This window comes from Streptomyces sp. YJ-C3 (assembly GCF_053891275.1).
This window is the reverse complement of sequence record NZ_CM132685.1, coordinates 8,668,404-8,687,581: the sequence shown is the minus strand read 5'-3', so window position 1 is coordinate 8,687,581 and position 19,178 is coordinate 8,668,404. Positions and strand designations below refer to the sequence as shown.

Below are 19,178 nucleotides of genomic sequence, written 5' to 3'. Positions count from 1 at the left end.
GGCGGCCCGTTCACCGGCTCAGCTGCAGGTGAAGCGGGACTCGGCCCAGTCCGCGAGCGCCACCGCGCCGAACGGCGTGTGCGGATCGACCACGAGCCGGATCGTCTTGTGCCCGGTCAGATCGACATGGACCGGCACGGCCGGGTCGTTGCCGCGCATCACCGGGGAGCGCCAGGCCCGGGCGCCGTCGACGTAGACGGAGAACCGGACGGCGCCGAGCCCCAGCGTCATGTCGTCGACACCGGCGGACGCGTCGTAGGCGGTGCACGTGCGGTTCAGGTCGATGGTGACGGACGACGGGGCGTGCACCGAGACGCCGTTGGCGTACTGCTTGCCGCCGGTCGACATGCCGTAGCGCTGCCACACCCAGCTGCTCGCGCCGAGCCGGATCTCGGGCTTGGAGCCGTCGCCGACGACGCCGTAGTCGAGCCGGTTCAGCTGGTAGACGGCCGGGGCCGGCGGGGGAGTCGGCTTCGGGGGCGTCGGCTTGGGCGTGGGCTTCGGCTTCGGCTTCGGAGGTGTCGGCTCGGGGGTGGGCGTGGGCGTCGGCTTCTCAGGCGTCGGCTTCGGCTTCGGCGTGGGGGTCGGTGTGGGCTTCGGAGGCGTCGGGTCGGGCTTCGGCGCCGGGGGTTCGGGCGCGGGCGTCGGTGGTTCGGGGGACGGCTCCGGCGGGACCGGCTGGGACACCGGCGGCTTCTCCGACTTCGCCTCGGGCTGCGGCTTCGGGTCACCGGCGAGCGCCATGGCCACCGCGACGGCGACCCCGGCCGCCACCACACCGGCCGCGATACCGGCCTTCGCGGGCGCCCCGAGCCCCTCGGACGCGGCCCCGCCGGCCGCACCGCCGCCGGACGAGCCGCCCGACGCCGCGGCCGCACCGGCCCCGGCGCCCGCCGCACCCGCGGCGCCGCCGCCGATGAGCGCGGCCACCTTCGCGTACCCGGCGGCACCGAACCAGCCGATGACCGCGATCGGCACGACACCCGGGATGCCGCTGGCGACCTCCTTGATCTGGCCCGCGGCCAGCCGGCACTTGGCGCACTCCTCCAGGTGCTTGCGCAGACCGCGCTCGGCCCGCGTACGGAGGCTGCCGCGCGCGTAGGCGCCGAGCCGGTCCGCGTAGCGGGAGCACTCCTCGGACTCGGTGAGCGTGGTGGAGACGTGCGCCTGGAGGTAGGCCTCCTTCAGGCCCTCGCGGGCCCGCTTGGCGAGCACGCGCGTGCCGTTGGCGTCGAGCCCGAAGAGCGTGGCCACGTCGCTCGGCGACTCGTCCTCGACCTCGGTGTGCCAGAGCACGGCCTGCCAGCGCTCGGGCAGGGAGCGGAAGGCCTGCATGGCCATCGACTGCTCGGCCTCGTGCATGGCGCGGACATCGGCACCGAGTTCGAGGGTGTCGTCGTCGGAGACCTCGTTGGAGCGGCCGGCCTGCGCGGCGAACACGGCGAAGTCATCGACTAGTTGTTCTCTTTTGGCCGACTTCGTCCAGTTCGCGGCGACGCGGCGCACCGTGGTCAGCAGATAGGCGCGCACCGCGTGCTCGGGCCCGCTGCCGCCGCGGACGGCGCCCAGCATGCGGGCGAACACCTCGGCCGTCAGATCGTCCGCGGTGTGCGCGTCGCGGCAGCAGGTGCGGGCGTAGCGGCGTACGGCGGCGGCGTGCCGGCGGTACAGCTCCTCGTACGCGCTGTCGTCCCCGCTGCGCATCCGCCCGATCAAGTCGGCGTCGGACGGCGGCAGTCCGGCACTGGACGCACCCGATGCACCGGACGGTCCCGACGCACCGGCGAGGCCCTCCCGCTGGGCCGGTACGGACACATCCGGGTCCGGCGCCGCGCTCGGCGGCTCGGCGGAGGTCCGCCCGGGCCCGCCCTGGCTCGGCACCTGCTGCGGGGGAAGATCCTCGGCGCCCGTCACCCCACCGTCGGGCTGCTGCTCGTCCCGCCCGTCAACGCTCATCGCGGAAGCCCCCGACCGCACACTCTGACCCGACCACCGGGAAAGAGTGTCACACCCGCCCCCCACCGGGCCGGTTCGTGCACGGCAACCACTCATCCGTGGAGATTTCCCGCACCTGAGCACTACGGTTCACTCATCCGGGGAAGGCTCAACGGGCGTACCCCGGACAGTAGTTGACCGCGAACGGCACATATCGGCCGCCCGCGGTCATCGCACCGCACCGCTCACTCAACCGGTCACTGAAGGGCCTGTCGCCACCCTAGGGCCGCGAGCGCAGCCCCTCCAGAAGGATGTCGAGCAGTCGGGCCGACGCGGCCGCCTGCTGGGCGGCGTCCGGCAGCGAGGGCGCCGCCGTCGCGATGACCAGCAGGACGTCGGACACGGTCACGTCGGCACGGAGCTCACCGGCTTCCCGGGCCCGGTCCACGAGCCGCCCCACGACCTCGAGCAGCTCCGTCGCACCCGTGTCGTCCGCGGGCACGCCCTCGTCGAGCGGAGCGTGGCGCTGCTCCACGAGCCGCAGCTCGGGCGCCGCACTGCGCTGCTCCGGGACACGCGCCTCGTCCCGGCCGCCGTCCGACCGCTCGTCGGCCACGCCCACCCGCAGCACCTGCGGAGGAAGCAGCCGGCCCGCGCCCGAGGCCACCGACGTCCGCAGGAAGCGCGAGAGCGCCGACCACGGTTCGTCCTCCTGGCCGAGCGCGGTGCGCGCCTGGTCGGTCAGCCGGGCCGTCTCCTCTTCGGCTATCCGTCGCACCAGTACGTCCTTGCTGGGGAAGCGCCGGTACACCGTGCCCACACCGACGCGGGCGCGGCGCGCCACGTCCTCCATGGGCGCCCCGTACCCCAGCTCACCGAAGACCTCCCGGGCCGCGCGCAGCACGTGCTCCAGATTGCGCTGGGCGTCCACCCGCAGCGGCGTCGAGCGCGAACTGTCGCCCGCACCCCGCCCGTTGGCGCCCCCCGAGACGCCCGTGGGCGCGACGGAAGACGCTGAGGTCCATTGAGATTCCTGAATGCGCATATGTGTTCCCCCGGTAATGACGTCTCCCCCCGGAGACACTCCCCGTCATTGTCAGCCGGAGCGTGAGGAACAGACAGCGATTTCCGGACCCGCTCTGCGGCCCCGCCAGTGCGTCCCCCGACACCCCGACAGCACACGAACATAGTTGAGCCGGAGTCAATTCAGAAGGGGCAGGTTCCGCACGGAGCGCCCCCCGAACGGAGTACGCGGCGATTCCGCCCCGATTGCCCCCCTGTCACGTACCCCCGCTCTACCCGCTGACCTGCGCACCTGTCCCGTGCCACAGCCGTCCGCCCGACCGGTACGAGCGCCTCCGCTCCGTCACACAAATTGCCGGGGCTGTGGACAAACGCAAGGGTCCGATGCGTCATGGGAGGGTGAGGGAACCTGCGCGCATTCTCGTTGTCGGCGGCGGCTACGTCGGGATGTACACCGCCCTGCGCCTCCAGAAGAAGCTCAAAACCGAGCTTCGGAGCGGCGCTGTGGAGATCGTTGTCGTCACCCCCGACCCGTACATGACGTACCAGCCGTTCCTGCCGGAGGCCGCCGCGGGCTCCATCTCCCCGCGCCATGTCGTCGTCTCGCTGCGCGGCGTCCTGGAGCACTGCACCGTCATCGTCGGCGAGGTGGTCTCCGTCGACCACGCCAAGCGCACGGCCACGTACACGACGCTCGCCAGCGCGGAGGAGGGCACGGGCCCGACCCCGCTCACCTACGACGAACTGGTCCTGGCCCCCGGCTCGATCTCCCGTACGCTCCCGGTCCCCGGCCTCGCCGAGTACGGCATCGGGTTCAAGACGGTCGAGGAGGCCGTCGGCCTGCGCAACCACGTCATCGAGCAGCTGGACATCGCCTCCTCCACGCGCGACCCGGCGATCCGCGACGCGGCCCTCACCTTCGTCTTCGTGGGCGGCGGCTACGCGGGCGTCGAGGCGCTCGGCGAACTGGAGGACATGGCCCGGTACGCGGCGAAGTACTACCACAACGTCACACCCGAGGACCTGAAGTGGATCCTCGTGGAGGCGAGTGACCGGATCCTGCCCGAAGTCGGCCCGGAAATGGGCCAGTACACGATCCGTGAACTGCGCGGCCGCAACATCGACGTACGACTCGAAACACGCCTCGAGTCCTGCGAGAACCGGGTCGCGGTGCTCAGCGACGGCTCCCGCTTCCCCACCCGTACGGTCGTGTGGACGGCCGGCGTCAAACCGAGCCCCCTGCTCGCCGCCACCGACCTGCCGCTGACCGACCGCGGCCGGCTCAGGTGCACCGCCGCCCTCGCGGTCGACGGCGCCCCGCACGCCTGGGGCGCGGGCGACGCGGCCGCCGTCCCCGACGTCACGGCCGAGGAGCCCGGCAAGGAGTGCGCGCCCAACGCCCAGCACGCGGTGCGCCAGGCCAGGACACTCGCCGACAACATCGCGGCGTCCCTGCGCGATCAGCCGCTCACCGACTACGAGCACGCGTACGTGGGTTCCGTGGCCTCCCTCGGTCTGCACAAAGGCGTCGCACACGTCTACGGACGCAAGCTGAAGGGCTACCCTGCCTGGTTCATGCACCGCGTCTACCACCTCAGCAGGGTGCCCACCGTCAACCGGAAGGCCCGCGTCCTGACCGAATGGACCCTCTCCGGCCTGTTCAAGAGGGAGATCGTCTCGCTGGGGTCCCTGGAACAGCCGCGCGCCGAGTTCGAACTCGCGGCCGGAACCGTCCCTCCTGAGGACCCTTCTCCACCGCCGTCCGGCAGCCCGAAGGGGTCGCCCTGACCGTCTCCCCGCCACTCCGGTGACGACCTGACGACCGGAGTTCCGGCCGCCGTCCGACCGGAGCGCGGAACTCCCGCTCCCGGACCGGCGTCTGACGTTTGTCAGTACGGTCGGCCAGACTGGTCCACGACCCTGGGCGGGCCCTGCGCCCGCCCTCGACCACACGAGGCTTGTCCCACAGTGAACTTCACGCGCTGGAGCGCCCGGCTCCCCGGAACGCAGCGCCGCGCCGCAGCGCGGGCCGACCACGGCGTACCCCAGCGAGGCGAGAGCGCCGTGCCCGCGGCCCGCGCCGAGCACCTGCCCGACGAACCCGAGCCGGGCGGCGGCATCGGCGTCGACGAACTGCCCGTCCGCGAGGTCCTCGACCGCATCCCCGCCCTCGTCGCCCTGGTGCACGGGCCCGAGCACCGCATCGCGTACGTCAACGACGCGTACGTCGCGGCGTTCGGCGACCGCCCCGTCGGCGAACCGGCCGCCACGGCCCTGCCCGAGCTCGACGAGCTCAGCCTGCTCCCCCTCCTCGACCAGGTGCTGCGCAGCGCGAAGCCCCGCACGGTCAAGTCCCGCAGGACCGCGGGCGGCCGCTCGTACACGGTCACCTGCACCCCGCTGGAGACGGCCGAGGGCCCCGGCGTACTGATCTTCGCGGCGGACGTCACGGACCACGCGGAGGCGGCGGAGCGGCTGCGCACCAGCGAGCGCCGCCAGCGCGAGACGGCGGTCACCCTCCAGAGATCCCTGCTGCCCCAGGAGCTGGAGGAGCCCGACGACCTGCGCATCGCGGCCACGTACCAGCCCGGCGGCACCGAGGCCGCGGTCGGCGGCGACTGGTACGACGTCATCACCCTCGGCGGCGGCCGCACCGCCCTGGTCATCGGCGACGTGATGGGCCGGGGCGTGCGCGCCGCGGCCGTGATGGGCCAGCTCCGCACCGCCGTACGCGCCTACGCGAGACTCGACCTGCCGCCGCACGAGGTGCTGCAGCTCCTCGACGGGCTGGCCATCGAGATCGACCCGCAGCAGATCGCCACCTGCGTCTACGCGGTCCACGACCCGAACGAGGGCCGCCTCGTGTACGCCTCGGCGGGCCACCTCCCCATCCTCGTACGCGACGAGAACGGCACGATCCACCGCGCCGAGGAGCCCACGGGCCCGCCGCTCGGCACGGGCGGCTGGCTGCACACGTCGGGTTCCGTCCCGCTCGGCCCCGGTTCCACGGCGGTCATGTACACCGACGGCCTGGTGGAGCGCAGGGACGAGGACATCGACGAGGGAGTGGCGGCGCTCGAACACGCGCTGGCGGGCGCGACCGGCACCCCGCAGGTGATCTGCGACCGCCTGATCCGCGCGGCCGGGGTCACGGCCGACCACGACGACGACGTGGCGGTCCTGGTCCTCCAGCACCCGGCGCGCAAGGGCCCCGACGGCGAGCGCTTCCGCAATGCGGCGCTGGAACTGCTCGGCGGCGTCGAGGCGGCGCCCCGGGCCCGCGCCTTCGCCTCCGGCGTCCTGACCAGCTGGCGGTTCGCCCCCGAGCTGCACGACCTGGGCGTCCTGGCCGCGAGCGAGCTCGTCGCCAACTCCCTGCAGCACGGCACCCCGCCGATGCGCCTGCGACTGCGGCGCACGGACCGCCGCCTGATCATCGAGGTCACCGACGGGGACGACCACCTTCCGCGCCGCCGCCGTGCGGAACCCGGCGACGAGACGGGCCGCGGCATCTCCATCGTCGCCACGATCGCCTCGAACTGGGGCTCGCGGCGCACGCCGGGCGGCGGCAAGGCGGTGTGGTGCGAGTTCGTTCTGCCGGACGGGACGGGGTGAGCCGGGCGCGCTGACGCGGGGCGGCCCGCGCCCCCTGGGCGAGCGCGCCCAGCGGTGCTATCAGCTCCCTATGACTCCCTCGGCAGACCTCTCGGGCCCCTCGGGCTTCCACCTCACCGGCGGCGCCCCCGACCGCTACGAGCAGTACGTCGCGCCGGTCATGGCGCCCTTCGTCGACGCCCTCGTGGACAGCGCCGGCCTGGAGCCCGGTGACACCGTCCTCGACCTCGCGTGCGGCACCGGGTTCGCCGCCCGGATCGCCGCGGCCCGCGTCGGCCCCACCGGCCGGGTGCACGGCGCCGACCCGAACGAGGAGATGCTCCGGCTCGCGACCGCTCTGCGCCCCCACCTGTACCCCGACATCGAGTTCACCGCGGCCCCCGCCGACCGGCTGCCCCACGACGACGCCCTGTTCGACGTGGTCCTGTGCCAGCAGGGCGCCCAGTTCTTCCCGGACCTCGTCGCCGCGCTCACGGAGACCGCCCGCGTCACCCGCCCCGGAGGGCGCTTCGCGGCGACGACCTGGACGCACCTGGACCGCTCGCCCTACCTCGCCGCCCAGCACGAGACGCTCCGACAGCACGCGGGACCCGCGACCGGCGCCGACTACCTCGAGGCGTTCGCCTGCACCGGCGACGTGCTCTCCGCGGCGCTGCGCAAGGCCGGCTTCCACGACGCGACGGCCCGCGTGCTCACGCTCGACGTGACCCTGCCCCCGCTCGCCGCGTTCGCCGCGGGCCATCTGTCGGCGCTGCCCTGGGGCCGACAACTCGTGGCGGCACACGGGGAGCAGGCGCTGCGCGAGGCCGGCCGCACCCTCGCGGAACGCTTCGCCGACCGCGCCGCCCCCGACGGCACGGTGACGCTGCCCTTCACGGCGACCCTGACCACGGCGATCCGCTGACCAGGAGGGCCGTACGCACGACAAGGGCGGCCGGCGCCCGAAGGCACCGACCGCCCTTGCGCACGTCACCCGCTCACGCCTCCGCGGTGGCGGGCTCCGGCGAGCTCTGCATCACCACACGGCTCCCGGCCAGCGACGGCTGGTCCTGCAGCGGCGTGAGCCGCTTGCCGAGCCGCAGCCCCAGGACCGTGATGCCCAGCGAGAACAGCAGGAACGTCACGATGTACGGCCCGTGCAGCGCGGCCCCCATCGGCCCGCCCACGGCGGGCCCGACCGCGAGGGCGAGCTGCTTCACCAGCGCGAAGGCCGAGTTGTACGAACCGACCATGCCGGCCGGCGCCAGATCGGCGACCAGCGGCGCCACGGTCGGCGACAGCATCGCCTCGCCGAGCCCGAAGAGCGCGTACGTGGAGATGAACGCGGCGGTGGCCATGGCCTGGCTGCCGTGCCCGAGCCCCGCGTACCCCGCGGCGATCCACGCGACGGCCCAGATGAGCCCCACCGCGGCGATGACCCGCGACCGCTTGCGCCGCTCGACGAACTTCAGCACGGCGAACTGCGCGACGACGATCATCGCGGTGTTGGCGGCCAGCGCGATCCCGAGCGTCGACGGCGAGATGCCGGCGGCCTCGACACCGTAGGCGCTCAGACCCGACTCGAACTGCCCGTAGCAGGCGAAGAACAGCACGAAGCCCAGCACGCACAGCTGCACCATGGCCCGGTGCCCGAGCAGTGCCCGCAGCCCGCCACCGGTGTCGCCCTTGGGCCGGACCTCGCCGAGGGAGGGGGCGTGCGGCATCCGCACGCTCAGCACGATCGCGCCGAGCACCAGGAACATCACGGCCTCGATGCCGAAGAGCAGCAGGAAGCTGTCCGGCCGGTTCTCGTCGACGATCTGGCCACCGATGAGGCCGCCTATGCCGAGCCCCAGGTTCTGCAGGAAGAACTGCATGGCGAAGGAACGGGTCCGCGTCTCGGGCGACGAGCACCACACGATCATGGTCGCGAGGGCGGGCTGCAGCACCGCGGTGCCCGCACCCAGGACGGCGGCGGCAGCGATGGCGGCCGGCTCACTGCTCGCGAGCCCGAGGCTGATCGCGCCCACGGAGGCCACGACCGACGCCACCAGCAGCACGGGCAGCGGCCCCCGCCGGTCGATGGCGCGACCGGTGAAGGGAAGGACGACCAGAGCGGCCATGGCGAACGCGGCCAGCACGATGCCGGCCGCACCGGCACCAAGATCTCGGACCTCCGCCACGTACACGTAGAGGAACGGAACCGTGAAGCCGATGCCGAACGCGCTCAGCGCGCTGCCCATCTGAATCCGGCGCATCGCCGCGCCCATCGCCCTGGTCACTTTCACCTGCCCTTTCGCAGTCGCGGCCCCCAGCTGGGGGCCGATGGATGCCGTCAACGAGCCGTCAAGCGGTTAACCCTGAAGACTTCGAAGCTAAAGTTAGAAGCTAAACAATACACAGAGAAGGACTTCAACGCCAACCACTTGCGTGCCATACTGCGCGGCATGGCGGACACCACCGGCGGGCCGACAGCCGAGCCGACCCTCGATGAGCAGATCGCCGCGTACCAGCGCGAGTTCCAGGGCCTCGACCCTCAGGTCGAGCAGATCGTCTCGGCGCTCGGCAGGCTCAACCGCCGGATGAACGTGGCGTACGGGCGCCAGACCTCGGAGATCGGGATCAGCAACGCCGAGTGGGAGGTCCTCAAGGCCCTCGTCCTCTCCGGCTCGCCGTACCGGATGGGCCCCGGGGACCTCGCCAAGCGCCTCGGTCTGACGCCGGCCGCGATGACTCACCGCATCGACCGCATGGTCCAGGAGGGCCTGGTCACCCGGGACCGCGACGAGAACAACCGGGTCCGCGTGATCGTGGAGCTGACTCCGCAGGGCCGCGAGAAGTGGCTGGAGGCCATGCGCCTCGCCTCCGTCTTCGAGGAGGACCTCCTCCAGGACCTCACCTCGGTCGAGCGCGGCGTCCTGGGCGAGGTCCTCACCCGCCTCCTGCGCCGCGTCGAGGACGCCCAGCCGGACGCCGGCGGACGCCTCACCGACCTCGACTGAGGTCCTTCCAGGCGGGGGTTGACACTGCCCTGCCCGATCCGTAAAGTTCTTCGGGTTGCCACGGGGCCGTAACGGTTCTGCGACAGCACCTCCGCCGCTGAAGCGGCACCCAAACCACCAGCACGATCTCCCCCTGGGATTGATTTCGGCTTGCCCGAATTCAATTCGATTTCGGGGCGCGTCCGACCTGATCGACCCGATTAGGAACCGCCGCGAGGATCCGCTAAAGTCTGGGACGTCGGAACGGCCCAACAGCCGCGAAGACAAACCCGGTTGACAGGGAATCAGGCCCGAAAGGATCTGATAGAGTCAACACCGCCGGAAGGCCGAAAGGCCGGAAAGCGGAGCACGACCCCGAGGAAATCGGCCGGTGAAACGGTCTGATAGAGTCGGAAACACGCAGTAACATTAAAAAGAAGTACCGAAGGGAAGCGCCCGGAGGAAAGCCCGAGAGGGTGAGTACAAAGGAAGCGTCCGTTCCTTGAGAACTCAACAGCGTGCCAAAAATCAACGCCAGATATGTTGATACCCCGACTCACTTCGGTGAGTTGAGGTTCCTTTGAAAAAGTCCTGCCGGTCACTGACCGGTAGGCGCACAGCGAGGACGCTGTGAACAAGGGGATTATTCCTCTCCTTGTTCCGCTCTCGTGGTGTCACCCCGATCACGGGGAAACATTCACGGAGAGTTTGATCCTGGCTCAGGACGAACGCTGGCGGCGTGCTTAACACATGCAAGTCGAACGATGAAGCCCTTCGGGGTGGATTAGTGGCGAACGGGTGAGTAACACGTGGGCAATCTGCCCTGCACTCTGGGACAAGCCCTGGAAACGGGGTCTAATACCGGATGACACTCCTTCAGGCATCTGAGGGGGTTGAAAGCTCCGGCGGTGCAGGATGAGCCCGCGGCCTATCAGCTTGTTGGTGAGGTAGTGGCTCACCAAGGCGACGACGGGTAGCCGGCCTGAGAGGGCGACCGGCCACACTGGGACTGAGACACGGCCCAGACTCCTACGGGAGGCAGCAGTGGGGAATATTGCACAATGGGCGAAAGCCTGATGCAGCGACGCCGCGTGAGGGATGACGGCCTTCGGGTTGTAAACCTCTTTCAGCAGGGAAGAAGCGAAAGTGACGGTACCTGCAGAAGAAGCGCCGGCTAACTACGTGCCAGCAGCCGCGGTAATACGTAGGGCGCAAGCGTTGTCCGGAATTATTGGGCGTAAAGAGCTCGTAGGCGGCTTGTCGCGTCGGTTGTGAAAGCCCGGGGCTTAACCCCGGGTCTGCAGTCGATACGGGCAGGCTAGAGTTCGGTAGGGGAGATCGGAATTCCTGGTGTAGCGGTGAAATGCGCAGATATCAGGAGGAACACCGGTGGCGAAGGCGGATCTCTGGGCCGATACTGACGCTGAGGAGCGAAAGCGTGGGGAGCGAACAGGATTAGATACCCTGGTAGTCCACGCCGTAAACGGTGGGCACTAGGTGTGGGCAACATTCCACGTTGTCCGTGCCGCAGCTAACGCATTAAGTGCCCCGCCTGGGGAGTACGGCCGCAAGGCTAAAACTCAAAGGAATTGACGGGGGCCCGCACAAGCAGCGGAGCATGTGGCTTAATTCGACGCAACGCGAAGAACCTTACCAAGGCTTGACATACACCGGAAAGCATTAGAGATAGTGCCCCCCTTGTGGTCGGTGTACAGGTGGTGCATGGCTGTCGTCAGCTCGTGTCGTGAGATGTTGGGTTAAGTCCCGCAACGAGCGCAACCCTTGTTCTGTGTTGCCAGCATGCCCTTCGGGGTGATGGGGACTCACAGGAGACCGCCGGGGTCAACTCGGAGGAAGGTGGGGACGACGTCAAGTCATCATGCCCCTTATGTCTTGGGCTGCACACGTGCTACAATGGCAGGTACAATGAGCTGCGATACCGCGAGGTGGAGCGAATCTCAAAAAGCCTGTCTCAGTTCGGATTGGGGTCTGCAACTCGACCCCATGAAGTTGGAGTTGCTAGTAATCGCAGATCAGCATTGCTGCGGTGAATACGTTCCCGGGCCTTGTACACACCGCCCGTCACGTCACGAAAGTCGGTAACACCCGAAGCCGGTGGCCCAACCCCTTGTGGGAGGGAGCTGTCGAAGGTGGGACTGGCGATTGGGACGAAGTCGTAACAAGGTAGCCGTACCGGAAGGTGCGGCTGGATCACCTCCTTTCTAAGGAGCACTTCTTACCGAGTCCTTCGGGACGAGGTCAGAGGCCACTACGTCGGCAAACGTTCGACGGTGGTTGCTCATGGGTGGAACGTTGATTATTCGGCACCGTCAGTCAACTCGGGCTGCAAGTACTGCTCTTCGGAGCGTGGAACGCAGACCACGAGGGGCGAGGGTGTCGGGCACGCTGTTGGGTATCTGAGGGTACGGACTTGTTCCCGACCTCAATGCCGGCCCCGGTGAAGCGCCAAGGTTCTTGGTGTGTGACGGGTGGTTGGTCGTTGTTTGAGAACTGCACAGTGGACGCGAGCATCTGTGGCCAAGTTTTTAAGGGCGCACGGTGGATGCCTTGGCACCAGGAACCGATGAAGGACGTGGGAGGCCACGATAGTCCCCGGGGAGTCGTCAACCAGGCTTTGATCCGGGGGTTTCCGAATGGGGAAACCCGGCAGTCGTCATGGGCTGTCACCCGCTGCTGAACACATAGGCAGTGTGGAGGGAACGCGGGGAAGTGAAACATCTCAGTACCCGCAGGAAGAGAAAACAACCGTGATTCCGGGAGTAGTGGCGAGCGAAACTGGATGAGGCCAAACCTACGACGTGTGAGACCCGGCAGGGGTTGCGTCGTGGGGGTTGTGGGATCTCTTTTCTACGGTCTGCCGGCCGTGGGACGAGTCAGAAACCGTTGATGTAGGCGAAGGACATGCGAAAGGTCCGGCGTAGAGGGTAAGACCCCCGTAGTCGAAACGTCAGCGGCTCGTTTAAGAGACACCCAAGTAGCACGGGGCCCGAGAAATCCCGTGTGAATCTGGCGGGACCACCCGTTAAGCCTAAATATTCCCTGGTGACCGATAGCGGATAGTACCGTGAGGGAATGGTGAAAAGTACCGCGGGAGCGGAGTGAAATAGTACCTGAAACCGTGTGCCTACAAGCCGTGGGAGCGTCGGATATGTGCTTGCACATATCTCGTGACTGCGTGCCTTTTGAAGAATGAGCCTGCGAGTTTGCGGTGTGTTGCGAGGTTAACCCGTGTGGGGAAGCCGTAGCGAAAGCGAGTCCGAATAGGGCGATTCAGTAGCGCGCTCAAGACCCGAAGCGGAGTGATCTAGCCATGGGCAGGTTGAAGCGGAGGTAAGACTTCGTGGAGGACCGAACCCACCAGGGTTGAAAACCTGGGGGATGACCTGTGGTTAGGGGTGAAAGGCCAATCAAACTCCGTGATAGCTGGTTCTCCCCGAAATGCATTTAGGTGCAGCGTCGTGTGTTTCTTGCCGGAGGTAGAGCACTGGATAGGCGATGGGCCCTACCGGGTTACTGACCTTAGCCAAACTCCGAATGCCGGTAAGTGAGAGCGCGGCAGTGAGACTGTGGGGGATAAGCTCCATGGTCGAGAGGGAAACAGCCCAGAGCATCGACTAAGGCCCCTAAGCGTACGCTAAGTGGGAAAGGATGTGGAGTCGCAGAGACAACCAGGAGGTTGGCTTAGAAGCAGCCACCCTTGAAAGAGTGCGTAATAGCTCACTGGTCTAGTGATTCCGCGCCGACAATGTAGCGGGGCTCAAGCGTACCGCCGAAGTCGTGTCATTGCAGCAAGAGGGCCAACGCCTGCTGTGATGGGTAGGGGAGCGTCGTGTGCCGGGTGAAGCTGCAGCGGAAGCTAGTGGTGGACGGTTCACGAGTGAGAATGCAGGCATGAGTAGCGATACACACGTGAGAAACGTGTGCGCCGATTGACTAAGGGTTCCTGGGTCAAGCTGATCTGCCCAGGGTAAGTCGGGACCTAAGGCGAGGCCGACAGGCGTAGTCGATGGATAACCGGTTGATATTCCGGTACCCGCTGTGAAGCGTCAAACATCGAATCCAGTGATGCTAAGGCCGTGAAGCCGTTCCGGACCCTTCGGGGAATGGAAAGTGGTGGAGCCGCCGGCCCAAGTTGGTAGTAGGTGAGTGATGGGGTGACGCAGGAAGGTAGTCCAGCCCGGGCGGTGGTTGTCCCGGGGTAAGGGTGTAGGCCGTGCGATAGGTAAATCCGTCGTACTTGTGGCTGAGACCTGATGCCGAGCCGATTGTGGTGAAGTGGATGATCCTATGCTGTCGAGAAAAGCCTCTAGCGAGTTTCATGGCGGCCCGTACCCTAAACCGACTCAGGTGGTCAGGTAGAGAATACCGAGGCGTTCGGGTGAACTATGGTTAAGGAACTCGGCAAAATGCCCCCGTAACTTCGGGAGAAGGGGGGCCATTCCTGGTGATGAGTCTTGCACTCTGAGCTGGGGGTGGCCGCAGAGACCAGCGAGAAGCGACTGTTTACTAAAAACACAGGTCCGTGCGAAGCCGTAAGGCGATGTATACGGACTGACGCCTGCCCGGTGCTGGAACGTTAAGGGGACCGGTTAGTCAAGATTCGTCTTGGCGAAGCTGAGAACTTAAGCGCCAGTAAACGGCGGTGGTAACTATAACCATCCTAAGGTAGCGAAATTCCTTGTCGGGTAAGTTCCGACCTGCACGAATGGCGTAACGACTTCTCGACTGTCTCAACCATAGGCCCGGTGAAATTGCACTACGAGTAAAGATGCTCGTTTCGCGCAGCAGGACGGAAAGACCCCGGGACCTTTACTACAGTTTGATATTGGTGTTCGGTTCGGCTTGTGTAGGATAGGTGGGAGACTGTGAACTCTGGACGCCAGTTCAGGGGGAGTCGTCGTTGAAATACCACTCTGGTCGTGCTGGATGTCTAACCTGGGTCCGTGATCCGGATCAGGGACAGTGTCTGATGGGTAGTTTAACTGGGGCGGTTGCCTCCCAAAGGGTAACGGAGGCGCCCAAAGGTTCCCTCAGCCTGGTTGGTAATCAGGTGTTGAGTGTAAGTGCACAAGGGAGCTTGACTGTGAGACCGACGGGTCGAGCAGGGACGAAAGTCGGGACTAGTGATCCGGCGGTGGCTTGTGGAAGCGCCGTCGCTCAACGGATAAAAGGTACCCCGGGGATAACAGGCTGATCTTCCCCAAGAGTCCATATCGACGGGATGGTTTGGCACCTCGATGTCGGCTCGTCGCATCCTGGGGCTGGAGTCGGTCCCAAGGGTTGGGCTGTTCGCCCATTAAAGCGGTACGCGAGCTGGGTTTAGAACGTCGTGAGACAGTTCGGTCCCTATCCGCTGTGCGCGTAGGAGTCTTGAGAAGGGCTGTCCCTAGTACGAGAGGACCGGGACGGACGAACCTCTGGTGTGCCAGTTGTCCTGCCAAGGGCATGGCTGGTTGGCTACGTTCGGAAAGGATAACCGCTGAAAGCATCTAAGCGGGAAGCCTGCTTCAAGATGAGGACTCCCACCCCCTTTGAGGGGTTAAGGCTCCCAGTAGACGACTGGGTTGATAGGCCAGATCTGGAAGCACCGTAAGGTGTGGAGGTGACTGGTACTAATAGGCCGAGGGCTTGTCCTCAGTTGCTCGCGTCCACTGTGTTGGTTCTGAAACCACGAACAACCGTCGAAGCCGATTGGCTACGGCTCCGGTTGACAGTTTCATAGTGTTTCGGTGGTCATAGCGTGAGGGAAACGCCCGGTTACATTCCGAACCCGGAAGCTAAGCCTTACAGCGCCGATGGTACTGCAGGGGGGACCCTGTGGGAGAGTAGGACGCCGCCGAACTATTGTTGAGAAAAGCCCCGGACCGGGATACGGTCCGGGGCTTTTCTGCGTTTAGGCGGGCTCCACCAATTTGGCGTCGTACGCCACTATCACCGCCTGGACCCGGTCCCGTGCCCCTGTCTTCGCCAGAATGCGGGAGACATGCGTCTTCACCGTCGACTCCGCGAGATGGAGGCGGGCGGCGATCTCCGTATTGGTCCAGCCCTGGGCGATGACCGTGAGGATCTCCCGTTCGCGGTCCGTCAGGGAAGCGACGCGAGGATCGGGCGGCGCGGGGGAGCCCGGTGCGGCCGGGAGATGGTGGACGTAGGCGTCGAGGAGACGGCGGGTCAGGGCGGGGGCCACGATCGCGTCGCCGGCCGCCACCGCACGGACGCCCGCGAGGAGCTCCTCCGGGAGTGCGTCCTTGATGAGGAAGCCGGAAGCGCCGGCGCGCAGTCCCGCGTACGCGTACTCGTCCATGTCGAACGTGGTGAGGATGAGGATGCGCGGGGCGTTCTCCGCGTCGGTCGACACGATGCGGCGTGTGGCCTCGATGCCGTCCATGCCCGGCATGCGGATGTCCATCAGGACGACGTCCGGGCGCAGTTGTGACGCGAGGCGGACGGCCTCGCTGCCGGTGCCCGCCTCTCCCGCGACCCGCAGATCGTCCTGGCTCTCCAGGAGCATGCGGAAGCCGAAGCGCTGCATGGGCTGGTCGTCGACGATGAGGACCGAGGTGGCCGGCGACGAAGGCGGATGCGGGGGAAGGGGCGTGGGGTTCACGTGGTCGATTCCTTGGGGACAGGGAGATGGGCCGTGACCCGCCATCCGCCGGTGGGCCGCGGGCCGGCCTCAAGTGTGCCGTTGTAGAGGGACGTTCGCTCGCGCATTCCCGTCAGACCGCGGCCGCCCGGGACCGGGGTGCCGCCGCGGCCCGTGTCCGTGACCGTGAGCGTGACGGCGTCGGCGGCGTAGGAGAGGTCGACGGTGGCCGTGACCTTCGGGCCCGCGTGCTTGAGGGTGTTGGTCAGGGCCTCCTGGAGGATGCGGTACAGGGCGAGTTGGGTGCCGGGCGGGAGCGGGGAGGGCGGTTCGCCGATGGGCGACAGGTGCACCGGCAGGCCCGCGGTGCGTACGCCGTCGATGAGGGCGTCGATGTCCGCGAGGGCGGGCTGCGGGGCGAACTCCGGTCCGGTGGGCGGGGTTTCCTCGCGCAGTACGTCCAGGAGGCGGCGGAGTTCGGTGAGGGCCTGGCGGCTGGTGGTGGCGATCGCGGTGAGGGCCTGGCCGGCGCGTTCCGGGTTGCGGGCGGCCGCGTAGGAGCCGCCGTCGGCGAGGCCGGTGATGACGGAGAGGTTGTGGCCGATGATGTCGTGCATCTCGCGGGCGATCCGGGCGCGTTCCGCGGCGGCCGCGAGCTGGGCCTGCTGGTCGCGCTCCACTTCGAGCTGGCGGGCCCGTTCGACGAGGGAGTTCGTGTAGTCCTGGCGGCTGCGGACGGCGATGGCCAGCGCGGCGACCAGGGCGAGCGACCAGACCTGGGGCACGACCTGGGCGTCCCAGCTGCCCCTCGGGAAGCGGACGACGGCGACCACGGCCGGGATCAGGGTCAGGGCGCAGGCCAGCAGCAGGGCGCGCATGCGGGCCCGCAGCGCCACGTTGAAGACGACGAAGAGCTGGAGCAGGGCAGCCTGGAGGAGGGCGCCGGTCGCGCTGTTCACGACGCCGGCCGCCACCATGACCGTCAGCGCGGCCAAGGGGCGGGTGCGGCGCCACAGCAGCGGCACGGACAGGGCGAGGCTGAGGAGGAGCACGAGCCCGCCGGGCACCTCGGTGTTCCCGGCGGTGTTCTTCCAGCCGTCGCCCGCCCAGTCGACCAGGGCCGCGATGACACCGAACCCCGTCACGAGCAGGTCCCACGGCAGCGGGCGGCGCCGGTCGTAGGCGCGCACCCGCCGGGCGGCGCGGTGCAGGAACTGGCTGGTGCGGGGCTCGGGCCCGCCGGCGGTCGGTGTCACGCGCTCATCCTGGTCATACGTCGCGCCGCTTGAGAAGGAGTCCGGCTGCGGCCAGCACGGCGGCCGCCCACAGGACGAGGGAGACGAGCGCGGTGAGCGGGGCGTTGTGGTCGGCCACCGGGGCGATCGAGCCGAGGGACTCCGCCGACTTCGCCGGGAAGAACTTCAGGGCGCTCTGCACGGCGTCGTAGCTGATCATCTGGAGGACCTCGGGCAGGATCATGACGGCACCGACGAACGCGCCGATGGCGGCCGGGACCGAGCGGCACAGGGCGCCGAGGCCCAGGGCGGTCAGGCTGAGCAGGGTGACGCCCGCGGCGTTGCCCGCGAGGGCGCCGAGGACTCCGGAGTCCGTCAGGGACAGTGCCTTGTCGGTGTCGGAGAGCCAGATCTGGGCCAGCAGGAACGTCACGGTGTTCGTCACGAAGGTGAAGGTGAAGGCGCACGCGGTGAAGACGGCGGCCTTCGACCACAGGACGGGCAGGCGGCGCGGAACCGCCGCCATGGTGGCGCGGACCAGGCCCGTCGAGTACTCGCTCGCCGTGATCAGGATGCCGAGGACGGCGACGCAGATCTGGGAGAGCTGGGTGCCGAAGAGAGTGAAGACGACGGTGTCGATGTTCGCGTCGTCGCCGTCGTACGTGGAGCCCATGACGAGGCCGACCGTGACGACCAGGGCGGCGGCCAGGCCCAGCGTCCACCAAGTGGAGCGCAGCGTACGGAACTTGTGCCATTCCGAGGTGAGGACACGGCGCGGGGTCACGGCGTAGGCGGTGGGGGTCGTCATCGGGTGGCTCCTGTCAGGGCCGTGGTCGCCTGGTACTCGACCGCGTCGTGGGTGAGGTTCATGAAGGCCTGTTCCAACGAGGCCGTCCGGGGGCTGAGTTCGAAGAGGGGGATGGTGTGGGCGGCCGCGATCCTGCCGATGTCGGGGGCTTCGAGGCCGCGGACGTGCAGGGTGTCGGGTGCCTCGGTGGTGGTGTCGGCGCCGGTCAGGAGGTCGCGCAGGCGGGCGGCCTCGGGCGTGACGACCTTGACGTAGGCGGCGCCGGATTCACGGACGAGGTCGGCGACCGTGGTGTCCGCGAGGAGGCGGCCGCGGCCGATGACGATCAGGTGGTCGGCGGTCAGCGCCATCTCGCTCATCAGGTGCGAGGAGATCAGGACCGTACGGCCTTGCTGGGCAAGGGATTTGAGGAGGTTGCGGATCCACAGGACGCCCTCGGGGTCGAGGCCGTTGACGGGTTCGTCGAGGACGACCGTGGCCGGGTCGCCGATCAGGGCGGCGGCGATGCCGAGACGCTGGCCCATGCCGAGGGAGAAGCCCTTGACCCGCTTTCCTGCGACGTCCGTGAGGCCGGTGAGGCCGAGGACGTGCTCGACGCGGGAGCGCGGGATGCCGTGGGTGTGGGCGAGCCCCATGAGGTGGTGGAAGGCGGTGCGGCCCGGGTGGACGGCCTTCGCCTCCAGGAGCGCGCCGACCTCGCACAGGGGCGCGTGGTGGGTGGCGTAGGAGCGGCCGCCGATGGTGGCGCGGCCGGAGGTGGGGGCGTCGAGGCCGAGCAGCATGCGCAGGGTGGTGGACTTGCCGGCGCCGTTCGGGCCGAGGAAGCCGGTGATCGTGCCGGGTTCGACGGTGAAGGTCAGATCGTCGACGACGGTCTTGTCGCCGTACCGTTTGGTGAGGCCGAGGGCTTGGATCGTCATGGCTATGAAGGTGCCGTGAGGTGGCCCTGGGCCGCGTCCGCCCCGGGCACCCGGCCACGGAACATGCTGTAGTAC

11 protein-coding genes and 3 rRNA genes are annotated in these 19,178 nt (G+C 68.0%); 7 read left to right on the top strand and 7 right to left on the bottom strand.

Features of this window, described 5'->3' with window-relative positions:
- Positions 1 to 18: 18 nt before the first annotated feature.
- Together ACVHNB_RS39415 and ACVHNB_RS39410 are read right to left on the bottom strand one after the other, a co-directional pair.
- Positions 19 to 1,956, bottom strand: coding sequence for a sigma-70 family RNA polymerase sigma factor (locus tag ACVHNB_RS39415; RefSeq protein WP_456227015.1), 1,938 nt, complete (start codon positions 1,954 to 1,956; stop codon positions 19 to 21).
- A gap of 259 nt (positions 1,957 to 2,215) precedes the next feature.
- Complete coding sequence (locus tag ACVHNB_RS39410) at positions 2,216 to 2,980, bottom strand: TetR/AcrR family transcriptional regulator (protein WP_428953783.1); 765 nt, start codon at positions 2,978 to 2,980, stop codon at positions 2,216 to 2,218.
- A 362-nt stretch (positions 2,981 to 3,342) separates the two neighbouring features.
- On the opposite strand from ACVHNB_RS39410, the gene ACVHNB_RS39405 reads away from it, so the two are divergent.
- From ACVHNB_RS39405 to ACVHNB_RS39395, 3 genes are all read left to right on the top strand, one after another.
- Positions 3,343 to 4,746 carry an NAD(P)/FAD-dependent oxidoreductase gene (locus ACVHNB_RS39405; RefSeq protein WP_428953784.1) on the top strand — a complete coding sequence of 468 codons (1,404 nt, stop codon included), beginning with the start codon at positions 3,343 to 3,345 and terminating at the stop codon, positions 4,744 to 4,746.
- A gap of 180 nt (positions 4,747 to 4,926) precedes the next feature.
- A complete protein-coding gene (locus tag ACVHNB_RS39400; RefSeq protein WP_456227014.1) occupies positions 4,927 to 6,573 on the top strand; it encodes an ATP-binding SpoIIE family protein phosphatase in 1,647 nt (548 codons plus the stop codon).
- Between the two features lie 70 nt (positions 6,574 to 6,643).
- Complete coding sequence (locus ACVHNB_RS39395) at positions 6,644 to 7,477, top strand: class I SAM-dependent methyltransferase (RefSeq protein ID WP_456227013.1); 834 nt, start codon at positions 6,644 to 6,646, stop codon at positions 7,475 to 7,477.
- 73 nt (positions 7,478 to 7,550) lie between these two features.
- Here the strand turns inward: ACVHNB_RS39395 and ACVHNB_RS39390 are convergent, their stop codons facing one another.
- The gene (locus tag ACVHNB_RS39390; RefSeq protein ID WP_428957621.1) at positions 7,551 to 8,822 is read right to left on the bottom strand and encodes an MFS transporter; all 1,272 of its coding nucleotides are present in this window, start codon (positions 8,820 to 8,822) and stop codon (positions 7,551 to 7,553) included.
- Between the two features lie 177 nt (positions 8,823 to 8,999).
- On the opposite strand from ACVHNB_RS39390, the gene ACVHNB_RS39385 reads away from it, so the two are divergent.
- The 4 genes from ACVHNB_RS39385 to rrf all read left to right on the top strand — a co-directional run bounded on the left by ACVHNB_RS39385 (position 9,000) and on the right by rrf (position 15,396).
- A complete protein-coding gene (locus ACVHNB_RS39385) occupies positions 9,000 to 9,554 on the top strand; it encodes a MarR family winged helix-turn-helix transcriptional regulator (protein ID WP_428953787.1) in 555 nt (184 codons plus the stop codon).
- Positions 9,555 to 10,229: 675 nt separating this feature from the next.
- Positions 10,230 to 11,755: ribosomal RNA gene (locus tag ACVHNB_RS39380) — 16S ribosomal RNA — on the top strand.
- 314 nt (positions 11,756 to 12,069) lie between these two features.
- Positions 12,070 to 15,190: ribosomal RNA gene (locus ACVHNB_RS39375) — 23S ribosomal RNA — on the top strand.
- An 89-nt stretch (positions 15,191 to 15,279) separates the two neighbouring features.
- Positions 15,280 to 15,396 (top strand): 5S ribosomal RNA (gene rrf / locus ACVHNB_RS39370).
- The 16S, 23S and 5S rRNA genes sit together here, the layout of an rRNA operon.
- A gap of 51 nt (positions 15,397 to 15,447) precedes the next feature.
- Here the strand turns inward: rrf and ACVHNB_RS39365 are convergent.
- The 4 genes from ACVHNB_RS39365 to ACVHNB_RS39350 all read right to left on the bottom strand — a co-directional run bounded on the left by ACVHNB_RS39365 (position 15,448) and on the right by ACVHNB_RS39350 (position 19,103).
- The gene (locus tag ACVHNB_RS39365) at positions 15,448 to 16,086 is read right to left on the bottom strand and encodes a response regulator (protein ID WP_456229001.1); all 639 of its coding nucleotides are present in this window, start codon (positions 16,084 to 16,086) and stop codon (positions 15,448 to 15,450) included.
- Positions 16,087 to 16,157: 71 nt separating this feature from the next.
- Positions 16,158 to 17,396 (bottom strand): sensor histidine kinase, encoded by a 1,239-nt coding sequence (locus ACVHNB_RS39360; protein WP_456227012.1) that lies wholly within the window; start codon positions 17,394 to 17,396, stop codon positions 16,158 to 16,160.
- Between the two features lie 13 nt (positions 17,397 to 17,409).
- Positions 17,410 to 18,183 carry an ABC transporter permease gene (locus tag ACVHNB_RS39355; protein WP_428953790.1) on the bottom strand — a complete coding sequence of 258 codons (774 nt, stop codon included), beginning with the start codon at positions 18,181 to 18,183 and terminating at the stop codon, positions 17,410 to 17,412.
- Positions 18,180 to 19,103 (bottom strand): ATP-binding cassette domain-containing protein, encoded by a 924-nt coding sequence (locus tag ACVHNB_RS39350; RefSeq protein WP_428953791.1) that lies wholly within the window; start codon positions 19,101 to 19,103, stop codon positions 18,180 to 18,182. Before ACVHNB_RS39350 ends, ACVHNB_RS39355 begins: the two co-directional genes overlap by 4 nt.
- Positions 19,104 to 19,178 lie beyond the last annotated feature (75 nt).

What these genes read in the sequence shown, in the direction of transcription:
- ACVHNB_RS39415 (WP_456227015.1), bottom strand. Translation starts at nt 1,956, where the DNA reads ATGAGCGTTGACGGGCGGGACGAGCAGCAGCCCGACGGTGGGGTGACG.
- ACVHNB_RS39410 (WP_428953783.1), bottom strand. Translation starts at nt 2,980, where the DNA reads ATGCGCATTCAGGAATCTCAATGGACCTCAGCGTCTTCCGTCGCGCCC.
- ACVHNB_RS39405 (WP_428953784.1), top strand. Translation starts at nt 3,343, where the DNA reads ATGCGTCATGGGAGGGTGAGGGAACCTGCGCGCATTCTCGTTGTCGGC.
- ACVHNB_RS39395 (WP_456227013.1), top strand. Translation starts at nt 6,644, where the DNA reads ATGACTCCCTCGGCAGACCTCTCGGGCCCCTCGGGCTTCCACCTCACC.
- ACVHNB_RS39390 (WP_428957621.1), bottom strand. Translation starts at nt 8,822, where the DNA reads ATGGGCGCGGCGATGCGCCGGATTCAGATGGGCAGCGCGCTGAGCGCG.
- ACVHNB_RS39385 (WP_428953787.1), top strand. Translation starts at nt 9,000, where the DNA reads ATGGCGGACACCACCGGCGGGCCGACAGCCGAGCCGACCCTCGATGAG.
- ACVHNB_RS39365 (WP_456229001.1), bottom strand. Translation starts at nt 16,086, where the DNA reads ATGCAGCGCTTCGGCTTCCGCATGCTCCTGGAGAGCCAGGACGATCTG.
- ACVHNB_RS39355 (WP_428953790.1), bottom strand. Translation starts at nt 18,183, where the DNA reads ATGACGACCCCCACCGCCTACGCCGTGACCCCGCGCCGTGTCCTCACC.
- ACVHNB_RS39350 (WP_428953791.1), bottom strand. Translation starts at nt 19,103, where the DNA reads ATGACGATCCAAGCCCTCGGCCTCACCAAACGGTACGGCGACAAGACC.